The following is a 13,186-nucleotide window of genomic DNA, read 5'->3' on the forward strand; positions in this document are numbered from 1 at the left end:
AGCGATCGCACGGAAAAGACACTTTTGGAATCGAAACGATAATGGAGAGGAGTAAATTTGAGGAGATTGTGAAATGGGGAGGTTTGCAAGGTTCGAGGCTGGGGGGTGGCGTCGATCGCTCGGGTTGGCAACGATCGCCCTCGGGTTAGGCAGTGCGATCGCAACGCTGGCGGCGTCAACCTTCGGATTTGCAGGCAGCAACGGCTATAACGGTAGTAACGGACGCACTGGACGAACCGGCCCCTCAGAAACCCTCGTTTTCGGCGGTACAGCCACTTCGATTTCTCTGGTGGGAAGAGATGGCGCCAACGGAGGCGATGGGGGCGACGGTCGCGATGCAACGAGCTGCATTCAACCGCCAAACGTCCCTTACGATCTGCGGGGAGCGAAAGGCGGCGACGGGGGTGACGGGGGGAGCGGTGGAACGGGCGGACGCGGAGGATCGCTGACAGTTTACTACCGCGATCGTGCCGATTTACGACAGCTTGAAGTAGACGCTTCGGGCGGACGGGGCGGTTACGGCGGACGAGGCGGTTCTGGCGGACGGGGATGTCGCTGTCGCGATTGGAGTTGGGAAGTCAACGATCGCCGCTATTACTGCGACGATGGGAGACGGGGACAAAACGGCTACAGCGGACGAGATGGATTCGAGGGCGAACCCGGTCAGTTAAGCTTAGTCGAAGGTAGCGAACCGCTACCCCCCGAACAACCAGCGATCGAACTGAGTTTGTCGGAACTGGGAACTCGAACTGTTGAGTTAACGAAAGATGTTTGGGAAATCCGACGGGGTGCGAGAAGTCTCTTCGCCCCGAGTTCGGTAGTGGCTGACGAATATCGCGAATTTGTCGAACGCCTCGAGAAAGTTGTAGAAGTAGTTTGGAGTGCCGATCACCCCATTTCGGATTTCGATAACGTTCCCGTGACGCTCTCGCTAAACGAGGAAGGGTTCGTTAACGCCGACTTTTCTGAAGATCTCTGGATTGACGGAGACGCCACCCAAACGAGCGATCGCGTCACCTACACCGTCGATCGTGCCATTCTCGCCAGCGAAGCCACACAGTTAAACGTTGCCAACGTCGTCACGAACGCCAATAACCTAGAGTTAGCGTTGGTGGATGTGGCACAACAGTCCCATTTAATTACAACGCAATTTCAAATCCGGTATCGATCGACGCGATCGATCTCTCGATTTAACGATCGCCGTACCCGCACCCGCTACGAAGGCGAAGTTCCCCCGGAACTCGTCACCCAAAATTTCAACCGCTTCACCATTAATTTATCGGGTTTGCCCATCGAAGAACGTTACCTGCGATCGGGCGTCGGCGTCGAACTCAAAATCACCGCCATTCGCCAATTTGCCGGACACCAAGCCGAACAAACCATTCGCTGGAACGGACAGATTCAGTAACTCGTAGGGTGCTGTGACGCGGGCAGAAAACGATCGATGCGTAGGGTGCCGTGACGCGGGCAGAAAAAAGAAGCCGAAGTCAGAACAAGTGACCTTACCGCGTCACGCACCGCCCCCAACCGATCGATTCTTGACATCCTCTCCCAGCAACCCTATCGGGTATGCAGGGAGATTCCCGGGTTCACACCAAGGATTTCCTGCTTCTCAACCTCTTGACTAGACTTGAACTCAGATAACTTCAAGTCCCCGCCAGAACGATTCCACAGGCTTTTTGTTTTACGTCCACTTGGTGCCCCCAAGCCGGACGGATCTGATTTTTGGTTTTGGGCTTTATGCTCTATACAGGAGGACACGGGTGGCGAACCGAGTTCGCCACCGTGAGATGTCCGTGTTGCCAGTGTCTTAACCGTTACTTCTGGGCTGCCTACTGGATGAGCTATCCGTATGTTTTCAGCGTGTTACCACCTTATCAATTATATTTGATGGCTCGTTTCGGCGCTATCCCCTTCTCTCGCTATCGCATTGTTCAGGGGACGCACCTCAACTCACCGCCGCTTCACCACCAACCAAGCCTATTGGCTATGGTTGGAGCGCTGCGACGAATCTTGGTAGGGGGTTGCATCATCTCCTCATCCCCTCATCCCCTCGATCGCTCGTTCTCAACTACTCTAGATAGAGGACGTTTGAGAGACTGAATTTAATAAAATGACTGCGGTTAACCCCACCCAACATCGCAAAGCCAAGGCACTCAAACCGGGAAGCCGTCGCCCCGCCAAAGAACTCTGTAGCGAGTGCGGCCTCTGCGATACCTATTACATCCACTACGTTAAAGAAGCCTGCGCCTTTATCAACCAACAGTTCGACAACCTCGAAGTCCAAAGCCACGGACGAGTTCGCAATCTCGAGAACGAACTCGAACTGTATTTCGGCGTTCACCAGGATATGATGGCCGCCCGCAAAAAAGAACCCATCGAAGGAGCGCAGTGGACGGGGATCGTCAGTACCATCGCCTGTGAAATGCTGAATTCGGGGAAAGTCGAGGGTGTCGTCTGCGTGCAGAACTCACCGAGCGATCGCTTTCAACCGATGCCCGTCATCGCCCGGACGCCGGAAGAGGTGTTAGCCGCACGCGTCAACAAACCGACGCTCTCTCCCAATTTATCGATTTTGGAGCAAATCGAACAGTCGGGAATGAAGCGGTTGTTGGCGATTGGCGTCGGCTGTCAGATTCAGGCGTTGCGGGCAGTTGAAGACAAGCTGGGGTTGGAAAAACTCTACATTCTCGGAACCCCTTGCGTCGATAACGTGACCCGTGAAGGCTTGCAGAAGTTCCTCGAAACCACCAGTAAATCGCCGGATACGGTGGTGCATTACGAGTTCATGCAGGATTTCCGCATTCATTTCAAACACGAAGACGGCTCGATCGAAATGGTTCCCTTCTTCGGGTTGAACACGAAGGAACTCAAAGACGTATTCGCCCCTTCTTGCATGAGTTGTTTCGATTACGTCAACGGTTTAGCCGATCTCGTCGTGGGCTATATGGGTGCGCCATTCCGCTGGCAGTGGGTGGTAGTTCGCAACGACACGGGGCAAGAAATGCTCGATTTGGTGAAACCGCAACTGGACACGCAATCAGTGTCTTCAAGTGGCGATCGCCGTCAAGCAGTACAACAGAGCATCCCGGCTTACGATAAAGGCGTTACGCTTCCCATGTGGGCGGCCAAACTGATGGGCGTTGTCATCGAACGAGTCGGACCCAAAGGACTCGAATACGCCCGATTTTCCATCGACTCCCACTTTACCCGCAATTATCTATACGTCAAACGCAACCACCCCGAAAAACTCGACGCCCACGTTCCGACGTTTGCCAAACGCATCGTGAGTCAGTATCAACTGCCGAAGGAGTGACGAGCAGTGTTTCAGTTACCAGTCACCAGTCGCCAGTCGCCAGTGAGGTAATGAGATGATGAGGCTTAGTGGAGCAGAAAAGTCCTGAAACCCTTGTTAGAAAAGATATCGCCGTATTAAAGGATTGCCCGCAAAATCCCAGATCGGTAAATGGTTGCCGGAGATCCCCGTCATCTTGGAGATGCCGGGGATCTGGCTCAAATCCCACCAATACATATTTTATGTATTTTGTCAATTCCCGATCTCGAAAAGTTTTCTGCACCACTGAGGGTGATGAGGGGATGAGAATTTCCCCTTGTCCCCTTGTCTCCAAAAGCTTGTCATTCCAAGCTGGCTCTCCACCTTTCCAACCCATGTAAATCCTCTTGGTTCAACGGCGGATCGGGGGGGACGGAATCGTCGATCGCCAGATGATACCGTCCCCGACAGATTAACCCTTCAAGCACCTCCTGTAAGTCGAGTTCGACTTCTGCCTCACCGGGTTTCAAGGGAATTTTCACCACTGGCAACCGCTGACGTACGGTGAATCCGTATAACTGCGCCGTCGGACGCGCCCAACTGCGACTGACTAACACGCGATAATCGGAACGTGCTGCCCCGATCGCCGGTAACGGTTCTCCTCGCCTCAATAGATCGATTTCGACTAAATGGGTTTGGCTGGCTAATACCTGCAAACGCTTGCGCTCGTAGGCTTGACGGCCGACTCCCGGCTTTTTGTTCGTCGGCGACAAGACTTCGATCGAGGTGATGACGGCGCCCGTACTCACCTCGCGAATCTCCAAATACCGTTCCTGCACGGTTTCGGGCATCGGGATCGTCACCGTCACAGGTTCGGCTGTCGCCACAGCATCGGTTGGCTCTGTGGGTGCAGAGGGTTGGGACAACACTGAAACGTCTGGTATCCCGATGGCGACGCTTTCTTCCCCTTCACTGAGGTACACCCGTTTTTCGATCGCCACTCGATAGGCTTGACTCAAACACTCGGATAAAGCATCTGCGATCGCCACGATAAGGCGACTGTGAACCTCCGACCACAAATCGGGCGCTTCGAGATAGGGATTCATCCCTGGAAAGGGTTTCATCGTTAAGCCTCCAGAAACTCCTGCCACCCCGAGTCTGAAGACTGGAGCGAACGATCGCGTTTTAACGTTTCTCGCCCTTCAACCAGCCAAACATTTCCGCCGCCGTCAAGGTCAAATCGACACCTGCTAACATCGGCAAATTCGTTTCACCGACAAACTCTTCGGGCAAGCCGTCTGGCTGAAACACCAATACGACCTGTTCTCCTGGGTCGATTAACCAGCCTAACTGGGTTCCACAGCGTAACAAAAACAAAATTTTGCGCGTAACCTGAATCGAACTCTGTTCGGGTGAGAGAATTTCCACCACCCACGGCGGTACAAACTCGATCCCTTTGGCACTGACTCTTCCCGACTCGTCTACAGGGATGTCTGTATCTGGCAAAATCACCAAATCGGGGACGAGCGATCGCCCTCGTACCGTACATCGCAGCTCCGGCAACGCCTCAAATCCCTGACAGTGCAGGTTAATCCGTCCCGCCAAGCGTCCTTGAAGGCGACTGTGTTGAAGTCCCGGCATCGGCTTTTGACTGGCGTTGCCATTTTGAAATTCCCAAGCGGGGGATTCCTCAATATCGGTTCGCCTTGAAAATTCTGCCAACCCCGATACGTTTTGGGTCGAAATCGTCATGGCAGTTCGCGCCTCTCTGACGATATCAGTATATCTCTTCTGGGCTGAGAGAGAAGAGCGTTCAGCCTTCTCGTTGAGGCTTTGGCAACGGTTCGACGAGGATGTGGCACGCTTCTCCCCGAACTCCGCACGGCTGCAACTGGCACGCGATCGCGATCGCACGAATAATGGAAACAGGAAAGTTCAGTCCCCGAGGCAGGAACCTCCCGTCTCAATTCGGCAGTATTGCAAGCAAGGAGAGAAGAACAGATGAATACCACCTTCCATATTTTAGTTGAAGGCAACCCCGCTATCCTGTATGCCAGTCGCAACGGTAGCCCGGAAAAGGTTCTGCCAAAGCTCGATCGCTTTTTAGAAAAGTTTTGGGACGAACGAGAAACGGCTGGGGAACACCGACACACTCCCGAATGTCTCTTAGCGCAAATCGTGGTACGGTTCGGGTTTGAGATTTGCGAAGACGACTTTTCTAATCTCCGCGTCGGACTGAACTACGATCGCGATGTCGATTACCTCTATTGGGTTTCGACGAAAAGCGACGGCGACACGGAGTCGTTCGAGGTGAGCGTGTGGGTTCCCACAGAGGAATACCGCGAAAATCCCAATTTGGGCTTGAAAGAATGCCGCAAATTGGAAGGTTCGCCGTATCAAGCTGTGTAATCCGCCACTAACCCGAGTGTACGGAATTTAACGTTTGTAGCGGCGGGGGCGAGCACTGCGAGAATTGTATCGGCGTTTGCCTCCGCTGCTTTTGCGCCGTTTGGAACGGTGCATCATCCGTTCGACTTCCTTGGAACTAAATCCAATGCGACTCGGACCGCCGACGGGTTGGCGATCGAGCAACATCGACAGTGCTTTACAGGCGATTTGAGATAAATCGACTTCTTCCTCGAGGCGTTGCAACAACTCGACCGCTTCTTCATCGATATGCTGGTGTTGCAACTTGCCCAACAGTTCGTTTTGATACTGTTTTTTGGCCTCGTTGATGGTAGGAACCTCTTCGTATACCAAAGGCGCTCCCGAAGTGTGCATGATGCGGGTGAGTTTTTTAAACTCCAACGGCGTGACGAGAGTAATCGCCGTTCCCTTGCGTCCGGCGCGTCCCGTGCGTCCGACGCGGTGGACGTAACTTTCCGGGTCGAAGGGAATGTGATAGTTGAAAACGTGCGTGACGTCGTTGATGTCGAGACCCCGCGCCGCCACGTCAGTCGCGATGAGCAAATCGATCCGGCCTTTTTTAAAGCTTTCGATCGCCTCGTTGCGCTGTCGCTGCTGCATATCGCCGTGGAGGGAACTGGCGGCGTACCCGCGCGACACCAGCGTCGTGCAGAGCATATCCGTTTCCTTCTTCGTCCGACAGAAGATCAACGCCTTGTTGGGCGACTCGGTATCGATCAATCGGACTAACGCTTCTTCCCGTTCCCGTTCTTCAAGAACGTAGTAGCGTTGGGTAATATCAACGTTCGTCGTTGCGCCGCCTTTCGGCGTCACGTCGAGGGAAACGGGATCTTTGAGAATTTTTTTGGCCAACTGACGGATGGCCGGAGGAACCGTTGCCGAAAACAGTAATGTTTGACGTTCTTCGGGCAAATACTTAAAAATCTGATCGATATCGTCGAGAAAGCCCATATCGAGCATTTCATCGGCTTCGTCGAGAATGACGATCGAGGGGTTAAACGACTCCAAACGCTTAGATTTGAGATGATCGAGCAAGCGTCCGGGGGTCGCCGTGACCACCTGCGCCCCGCGTCGGATCAAACTCACTTGGCGATCGATCGACTGACCGCCATACACGGCCACGGTGCGAATCCCGTCGTAGCGACCGAGGCGATAAAGTTCGTCGCTGACTTGAGAGGCTAACTCGCGGGTAGGGACGATAACGAGAACTTCGACAGAGTTCGAGTGTTTCACCGCGTTCATCGCAGGGAGTCCGAACGCGGCAGTTTTTCCCGTTCCCGTCTGCGCTCGTGCCACGACGTCGCGCCCTTCTAAAATAATGGGGATCGCTTCTTGCTGGATCGGACTCGGCGCTCGAAATCCGGCTTCGCGAATTCCGTTTAAGATTTCCGGACGGAGTCCGAAATCGTCAAACGTCTGATGTTGCATCTGGTCGGCTGTGGTCTCTGGTGTCATGCAAACGCTAAAGTTGTGACAAAGGTGTAGAAAACGCTTTCGAGCATTACGCTCCCAAGCATGCGAACGAAAAGCTGAGGTCAACGGACGACCGGCGGGAAGTGTGAACAGTCGCTCTTGCGATGCGATCGCCTTCGATCGCTCTCTCGAGGTCGCTGCTATCTCGCTATCCGTTGGTTTCCGCTCAGCCCCCGGTGTTCGCGTTCCGTTGGGGGGTTACGCACGCGGCGCGCGTCTGTTCGGTCTGACCATGCTATAGCGTTTCACCTCACACCGTCCCCAGCGACTGAGTTAGAAATCGCGATCGCCAGGGTGTATTTCACCAATGCGGACGGGTCGTCCAGTCCGTAGCGACGGTGCGTCCTGCCGCCTTCAAAGGTTTTGGGGCGAGTGACCGACCCAGTGGTGGATCGATACACTACCCCTTCCATGATAGTGGGAATTCCCATTTTTCTGTAAAGGTTTTTGCAGCAGAGCGTTGCAAATGCCGTGATACGCTAAGGGGGAGTCTCGCACCGTCGCACTCGTCACAACTGCGGCGATCTCGTCAGAGACAGCGCGGGAGACGGGAACGGTCGCACCGAGAACGAAATCGATAGAGGTCAAACGACTTTATGGATGCCGCTACGCTCTGGGAACGTTATCGAAACTGGCTTTACTATCACGAAGCATTAGGACTTTACGTCGATGTCAGCCGCGTAGACTTCGACGATGCGTTTGTCGCTGGCTTGAAACCGAAGTTCGACAAGGCGTTTCGCGACATGGCAGCTCTCGAAAGCGGCGCGATCGCCAACCCGGACGAAAACCGCATGGTCGGTCATTATTGGTTGCGCGATCCCGATTTAGCCCCGACTCCAGAAATCGAAGCGGAAATTACCGACACCCTCGAACAAATCGAAACCTTCGTCGCCAAGGTTCGTGCGGGCAAAGTCCACCCCCCCAACGGCGATCGCTTTACGGATATTCTCTCGATCGGGATCGGCGGTTCGGCATTGGGTCCCGAGTTTGTCGCCGACGCCCTCGCTCCGAAAGACGCTCCCCTCGACGTTCGCTTTATCGATAATACCGATCCGGCGGGGATCGATCGCACCCTGTACGAGTTACGCGATCGACTCGATCGCACGCTGGTTATCGTCATTTCCAAATCCGGCGGCACCCCCGAAACCCGCAACGGAATGCTAGAAGTACAACACGCCTTCGCCCAACGGGGTCTCGACTTTGCCAAACAAGCGATCGCCATTACCGGCGTCGATAGCAAACTCGATCGCACCGCCGAAGCCGAAGGCTGGCTCGCTCGCTTTCCCATGGCCGACTGGGTAGGTGGCCGCACCTCCGAACTCTCCTCCGTGGGACTTCCCGCCGCCGCCTTACAAGGCATCGATATTCGCGCCCTGCTCGCGGGGGCCAGAGAAATGGACGCCGCCACCCGCATCCCCGACATTAAAACTAATCCGGCAGCACTGCTCGCTCTCGCTTGGTATCGTGCGGGTAACGGTAAAGGGGAAAAAGACATGGTCGTTCTGCCCTATAAAGATTCCCTATTGCTGTTCAGTCGCTACCTCCAGCAACTGGTCATGGAATCGTTAGGAAAAGAAAAAGATCTCGATGGAAACGTCGTCCGTCAAGGGATCGCCGTTTACGGAAACAAAGGTTCCACCGACCAACACGCCTACGTCCAGCAGTTACGGGAAGGAATTCCCAACTTTTTCGTCACCTTTATCGAAGTTCTCGAAGATCGCGAGGGAGATTCCCCGGAACTCGAACCCGGTATCACCTCGGGAGATTACCTTTCGGGATTCTTGCAAGGCACTCGCAAAGCCCTCTTCGAGAACGGTCGGGGTTCGATTACTGTGACCGTTCCCCGAGTCAGTCCTCGCTCTGTTGGGGCGTTAATCGCCCTGTACGAACGGGCTGTGGGGCTGTACGCATCGTTGATTAACGTCAACGCGTACCACCAACCGGGGGTCGAGGCCGGAAAGAAAGCGGCTGCGGTGGTGTTGGACTTACAGAAGCAGGTGGTCGAACTCCTTCAGTCTTCGGGCAAACCAATGACCCTCGAGGAAATTGCCGAACAGGTCGGCTGTCCTCAAGAGATCGAGACGATTTATAAAATCCTGCGTCACTTGCACGCTAACCAACGCGGCATTACCTTAGTGGGAAATCTCGGTCGGCCGTCGAGCTGGCAAGTCTCGGCAGTTTAAAGGGATTCTGACGAACCTAGAGACGGTTTTCAGCAGCCTCGAATCTCGATGCGTCCTCTCTGAACGGGATCGTTTAAAGCCGTTTTACACACTCTAAGTTCTGTCTTTTCTGGCGTTGTTGTTGTCCGCCGGACGTTGTTTCATATTGGGTCGAACCCGACTTTTCACTCATGCCGCTTACCATTTTGGTCGTAGATGACGATCCGGGAACGCGTCTTTCGATCGCCGATTATTTAGAAATGTCGGGTTATTCGGCCGTTCCGGCAGCCAACGGCCGCGAAGCCTTGGAACTCGTCGAACGATACCAGCCCCATTTGATCGTGACCGATGCGATTATGCCGAAAATGGACGGGTTCGAACTCGTCCGTCAGGTTCGCCAACAACCGGCGTTTCGGCTGCTTCCGGTGATTTTTCTTACCGCTCGCAACGAAATCGAAGATCGCATTCGCGGTTATCAGTTGGGAATCGATTTGTATATGCCCAAACCGTTCGAGTTGGAGGAACTCAGTGCCGTCGTGCGGAATTTTTTAGATCGCTATACGATGATGGGTCATGCTTCGCAAGCGCAGCGATCGCCGGTGTCTTTGGAGGGAGAAGAACGTCGAAACGAATCAGTCGCGTTAGAGCCACAAATTGATTTAACTTCCCGAGAACAGGAAGTTCTCGAATTGTTAGCTCAGGGCTTGTCGAACGCACAAATTGGCGATCGCATTTTTTTGAGTCCTCGAACGATCGAGAAATATGTCAGTAATTTGCTAAGAAAAACAGATACGGCTAATCGATCTGAATTAGTCCGTTTTGCGATCGAACATCATTTATTAAAATGAAATATTTATTAAAAAATTGGCTCTTCGGAATTTAGGGTGACAGAAAAACTAACTTCACGAGATTTCAAGGGTTTTGGCTCTCGAATTTTCGATTTTTTGTATCATTTTATACGTTTTTAACCACAAACTCCGAAGACCCAAAAAATTTCATTTTAAACTCCAATGTTTGAGTGCATTTTAACAATGTAAATTCATCAAAAAATCGAGCTGTTGTTGGGTTTCGCGATCGCTCCACCCATAGGCTGAGCGAAGCCGAAGTCCAACCTCCCCCAGACTCATATTTTTACAACAGTGAGATGCACCCAAATAAAATAAATTCAGACGTTACCCAATTTTCTGAGTTCTCTCATGACAAGCTCCGATCCAAAACTCGAACGAGAAACCCAACGCGATCGCATTTTAGCCGTAGACGATTCCCCCGATAACCTATTTCTCATCCAAGCAATTCTCGAAGACGAAGGTTATGAAATTGACGTTGCTGAAAATGGATTCGTGGCGTTAGAGAAAATCGAAAAACAGCCGCCTGACTTGATTTTACTCGATGTCATGATGCCCAAACTCGACGGTTACGATGTGACTCGTCGCGTGCGAGCCAACGACAATTTAGCCTATATTCCAATTTTATTGATCACCGCTCACGAAGGATCGAGCGTCGTTCGCGGGTTGGATGTCGGTGCAGACGATTTCATTCGCAAACCCGTCGAAATGGACGAGTTACAAGCGCGAGTTCGATCGCTGCTTCGCCTCAAACACAGCCTCGACGAACGCGATCGCATGGCACGAGAACGAGAAGATTTCGTCTCCCGTCTAACGCACGATCTCCGCACTCCCCTCGTCGCCGCCGATCGAATGTTTTCCCTAATGCAATCGGGCGCGTTTGGGGAACTCTCAGACACCATGCAAGAGGCGTTGGCCACGATGGTTCGCAGCAACCAAAACTTACTCGATATGGTCAACCTTCTCTTAGAAGTGTATCGCTACGAAGCCGGACGAAAAGAACTGACGTTTTCGAGATTCGACTTCTACGAAACGATTCAAGAAATCGCCAACGAACTGACACCTCTCGCCAAAGAAAAGCAACTGACGCTCAAGTGCAACTGTTCCGAAGCATTCGATCGCACTCTCGTCGGCGATCGCCTCGAATTGCGCCGCGTTTTCGCCAACATTATCGGTAACGCAATTAAATTTACCGACGCCGGAACCGTATCTCTCTACCTCGATCGCCAAGGGGACAAAAGCATTCTCGAAATCAAAGATACGGGAATCGGAATTTCGCTTCAAGACCAGAAAAACCTGTTCGAGCGATTTCGCCAAGGTCGCCACAAGCGATCGGGTAGCGGGTTGGGATTGCACCTGTCTCACCGTATCGTCGCCGCCCACGGCGGGCGCATCGAAGTCTGTTCGGAAATCGGACAGGGGAGCGTCTTTCGCATTTACCTACCGACGAACCGCTAAATCGGGTGACGGAGAGCCTTCGACGAGGCGATCGCGGACAAACTCTTGCATTTGCCGTGCGTTCGCCGAACGTTGCAACCGTTCCCGTCGGGTGTAGAGTTGCGCGGCGGTCTCTAAATCGGCGATCGCGCTTCGGGGTTCGCCGTGGAGGTAGTGCGCCCACCCCCGTTGTTCGTACAACTGCGGCTGACGTCGCCTCGAGAGATCGATCGCTTTGTCGAAGGCGACGATGGCGTTGTGGTAATCTCCCGTCGCAGCGGCGTTTCGCCCCACAATTTCCCAAGCCCTAGCGGTGTCGAGTTCTCTCGGTAACGCTTCTTGTCGGTAGTTGGGCGGGTTGAAATCGTTGTCGGGAACGGCGATCGCGTTGGGGGCGACGGCGAGTATTGCAACTAAACTCAATGTCGGGAACCAATTGAAGGGTCGAGTCAAAAAATCGATCGAACGCATACCAAAAATCTCCTCGGTTGGTGGTCGTCATCTTCAACCTTACCGAGAGTCTCAAGCGATTTCGTCTATCGCAAAGCAGTCTTTTCGCTCTACCCAACGATAGAAATTTGGCAGTTGCTCGAGACCGATCGAGGCAAAAAGATCGATCTCGAAAATTCAATCGACACCCCAAACGTTTCCCGACTCGCCGACCTTCGGTCGAGGGAGCAGGGAACCGACAACGGGCAACAGTAAGGGGTTTGGGTTAGAGACTCTCGAAGGATTACGAGCGATCGCTCGGTGTTTGAAGGGACTCGCAAATCCAACTCCTCGCCTCCTCTTGGCGATCGAACGGGAAGCACTTCACCTCGATGTGACGGAACAGTCGGTTCGAGATAGACGCTGCCGGTTCGACCCATTTCGCATCGCAAACGACTGCTTTGCGATCGAAATCCTTAAAATGTTTGAAGGCGAACTTGAGGTCTTCAAACAACGCCTCGAGAGAAATTCCACCGAGCCGTTTCATTTCCACGTAAACCCGGAGTTGCTCGTGAGTTTGCAACCGTTTTTCGACTTCCTCAGAAATGCGATCGATATCGCTGGCTTCGATCTTGCCATCGATGCTCAACCCGATCGCCGCGTCGTTTTTCAGAGGAATCAGTGCAATCGACATAACAGAACTCCTTCCCCAATTTCGGGGACGATCGCACTTTAATTCTAGCGTTTTGCCCTGGGGGACTGGCCGTCGTGTGAGACAATACCGGCAACGGTTAACATCAGTACAATATCAGCACGAGATCGGCGCGATCCCTGTAGAGAAATTCGAGCGAGACCTCAGTGGGTGTGAGGGTTTAGCGTCCAATACGTTCGCCAGAGCAGAGCGTCACCGTTTTGCAATCGCGCTCGATCGCGTGGATTTTCTCTTAACCCGACCTTTACGCCAGCGATCGCCCTCTCTCGGTATGGTGAAAGCGGGTTTCTCGCCGAGAACTGCCGATCGTATCGGAAAACGCCTTCGAGCGATCGCCCTGACGTGCAGCCTCAAAACCCACGACGGGCGATCGCCCACATCGCACCCTTAACACTGTTGTTTAGAAAATCGTTCAGTAGGAAAACCA

At 53.3% G+C, this 13,186-nt stretch carries 14 protein-coding genes; 7 read left to right on the top strand and 7 right to left on the bottom strand.

Annotated elements, in window-relative coordinates:
* Window positions 1–73 precede the first annotated feature (73 nt).
* Entirely contained in the window at window positions 74–1,408 is a 1,335-nt protein-coding gene (locus tag GEI7105_RS39950; protein WP_158413213.1) for a collagen-like protein, read from the top strand.
* A gap of 705 nt (window positions 1,409–2,113) precedes the next feature.
* Entirely contained in the window at window positions 2,114–3,316 is a 1,203-nt protein-coding gene (locus GEI7105_RS0114830) for a Coenzyme F420 hydrogenase/dehydrogenase, beta subunit C-terminal domain (protein WP_017661226.1), read from the top strand.
* Window positions 3,317–3,636: 320 nt separating this feature from the next.
* On the opposite strand, the gene GEI7105_RS0114835 is transcribed toward GEI7105_RS0114830, so the two are convergent.
* Window positions 3,637–4,398: a DUF4058 family protein gene (locus tag GEI7105_RS0114835; RefSeq protein ID WP_035493141.1), complete on the bottom strand. Its 762-nt coding sequence runs from the start codon at window positions 4,396–4,398 to the stop codon at window positions 3,637–3,639.
* Between the two features lie 61 nt (window positions 4,399–4,459).
* Entirely contained in the window at window positions 4,460–5,026 is a 567-nt protein-coding gene (locus tag GEI7105_RS0114840) for a Uma2 family endonuclease (RefSeq protein WP_017661228.1), read from the bottom strand.
* A 249-nt stretch (window positions 5,027–5,275) separates the two neighbouring features.
* Here GEI7105_RS0114840 and GEI7105_RS0114850 point away from each other — a divergent pair, with 249 nt between their 5' ends.
* Window positions 5,276–5,683, top strand: coding sequence for a hypothetical protein (locus GEI7105_RS0114850; protein WP_017661230.1), 408 nt, complete (start codon window positions 5,276–5,278; stop codon window positions 5,681–5,683).
* Window positions 5,684–5,710: 27 nt separating this feature from the next.
* Here GEI7105_RS0114850 and GEI7105_RS0114855 read toward each other — a convergent pair whose 3' ends face one another.
* Window positions 5,711–7,156, bottom strand: coding sequence for a DEAD/DEAH box helicase (locus tag GEI7105_RS0114855; RefSeq protein WP_144053818.1), 1,446 nt, complete (start codon window positions 7,154–7,156; stop codon window positions 5,711–5,713).
* Window positions 7,157–7,259: 103 nt separating this feature from the next.
* Between GEI7105_RS0114855 and GEI7105_RS38510 the strand changes: the two genes are divergently transcribed.
* A complete protein-coding gene (locus GEI7105_RS38510) occupies window positions 7,260–7,415 on the top strand; it encodes a hypothetical protein (RefSeq protein WP_017661232.1) in 156 nt (51 codons plus the stop codon).
* A 4-nt stretch (window positions 7,416–7,419) separates the two neighbouring features.
* Here the strand turns inward: GEI7105_RS38510 and GEI7105_RS37390 are convergent, their stop codons facing one another.
* The gene (locus GEI7105_RS37390) at window positions 7,420–7,605 is read right to left on the bottom strand and encodes a hypothetical protein (RefSeq protein ID WP_144053819.1); all 186 of its coding nucleotides are present in this window, start codon (window positions 7,603–7,605) and stop codon (window positions 7,420–7,422) included.
* Window positions 7,606–7,770: 165 nt separating this feature from the next.
* On the opposite strand from GEI7105_RS37390, the gene GEI7105_RS0114865 reads away from it, so the two are divergent.
* From GEI7105_RS0114865 to GEI7105_RS0114875, 3 genes are all read left to right on the top strand, one after another.
* Complete coding sequence (locus GEI7105_RS0114865) at window positions 7,771–9,357, top strand: glucose-6-phosphate isomerase (protein ID WP_017661233.1); 1,587 nt, start codon at window positions 7,771–7,773, stop codon at window positions 9,355–9,357.
* Between the two features lie 170 nt (window positions 9,358–9,527).
* Window positions 9,528–10,184, top strand: coding sequence for a response regulator transcription factor (locus tag GEI7105_RS0114870; RefSeq protein WP_017661234.1), 657 nt, complete (start codon window positions 9,528–9,530; stop codon window positions 10,182–10,184).
* Between the two features lie 348 nt (window positions 10,185–10,532).
* Window positions 10,533–11,639 carry a sensor histidine kinase gene (locus GEI7105_RS0114875; protein ID WP_017661235.1) on the top strand — a complete coding sequence of 369 codons (1,107 nt, stop codon included), beginning with the start codon at window positions 10,533–10,535 and terminating at the stop codon, window positions 11,637–11,639.
* Here the strand turns inward: GEI7105_RS0114875 and GEI7105_RS0114880 are convergent.
* From GEI7105_RS0114880 to GEI7105_RS38515, 3 genes are all read right to left on the bottom strand, one after another.
* A complete protein-coding gene (locus tag GEI7105_RS0114880; protein WP_017661236.1) occupies window positions 11,622–12,089 on the bottom strand; it encodes a tetratricopeptide repeat protein in 468 nt (155 codons plus the stop codon). The genes GEI7105_RS0114875 and GEI7105_RS0114880 overlap by 18 nt on opposite strands.
* 262 nt (window positions 12,090–12,351) lie before the next feature.
* Window positions 12,352–12,741, bottom strand: a complete 390-nt coding sequence (locus GEI7105_RS0114890; protein ID WP_017661238.1) for a SpoIIAA family protein — start codon at window positions 12,739–12,741, stop codon at window positions 12,352–12,354.
* A gap of 262 nt (window positions 12,742–13,003) precedes the next feature.
* The gene (locus GEI7105_RS38515; RefSeq protein ID WP_158413214.1) at window positions 13,004–13,153 is read right to left on the bottom strand and encodes a hypothetical protein; all 150 of its coding nucleotides are present in this window, start codon (window positions 13,151–13,153) and stop codon (window positions 13,004–13,006) included.
* Window positions 13,154–13,186 lie beyond the last annotated feature (33 nt).

Origin of the sequence: Baaleninema simplex PCC 7105 (assembly GCF_000332355.1) — a bacterium.
GTDB lineage: Bacteria > Cyanobacteriota > Cyanobacteriia > Cyanobacteriales > Geitlerinemataceae > Baaleninema > Baaleninema simplex.

Coding starts and splice junctions, on each gene's coding strand:
- GEI7105_RS37390 (WP_144053819.1), bottom strand. CDS start 7,605: ATGGGAATTCCCACTATCATGGAAGGGGTAGTGTATCGATCCACCACT.
- GEI7105_RS0114840 (WP_017661228.1), bottom strand. CDS start 5,026: ATGACGATTTCGACCCAAAACGTATCGGGGTTGGCAGAATTTTCAAGG.
- GEI7105_RS0114835 (WP_035493141.1), bottom strand. CDS start 4,398: ATGAAACCCTTTCCAGGGATGAATCCCTATCTCGAAGCGCCCGATTTG.
- GEI7105_RS0114870 (WP_017661234.1), top strand. CDS start 9,528: ATGCCGCTTACCATTTTGGTCGTAGATGACGATCCGGGAACGCGTCTT.
- GEI7105_RS39950 (WP_158413213.1), top strand. CDS start 74: ATGGGGAGGTTTGCAAGGTTCGAGGCTGGGGGGTGGCGTCGATCGCTC.
- GEI7105_RS0114850 (WP_017661230.1), top strand. CDS start 5,276: ATGAATACCACCTTCCATATTTTAGTTGAAGGCAACCCCGCTATCCTG.
- GEI7105_RS0114890 (WP_017661238.1), bottom strand. CDS start 12,741: ATGTCGATTGCACTGATTCCTCTGAAAAACGACGCGGCGATCGGGTTG.
- GEI7105_RS0114875 (WP_017661235.1), top strand. CDS start 10,533: ATGACAAGCTCCGATCCAAAACTCGAACGAGAAACCCAACGCGATCGC.
- GEI7105_RS0114865 (WP_017661233.1), top strand. CDS start 7,771: ATGGATGCCGCTACGCTCTGGGAACGTTATCGAAACTGGCTTTACTAT.
- GEI7105_RS0114880 (WP_017661236.1), bottom strand. CDS start 12,089: ATGCGTTCGATCGATTTTTTGACTCGACCCTTCAATTGGTTCCCGACA.
- GEI7105_RS0114830 (WP_017661226.1), top strand. CDS start 2,114: ATGACTGCGGTTAACCCCACCCAACATCGCAAAGCCAAGGCACTCAAA.
- GEI7105_RS0114855 (WP_144053818.1), bottom strand. CDS start 7,156: ATGACACCAGAGACCACAGCCGACCAGATGCAACATCAGACGTTTGAC.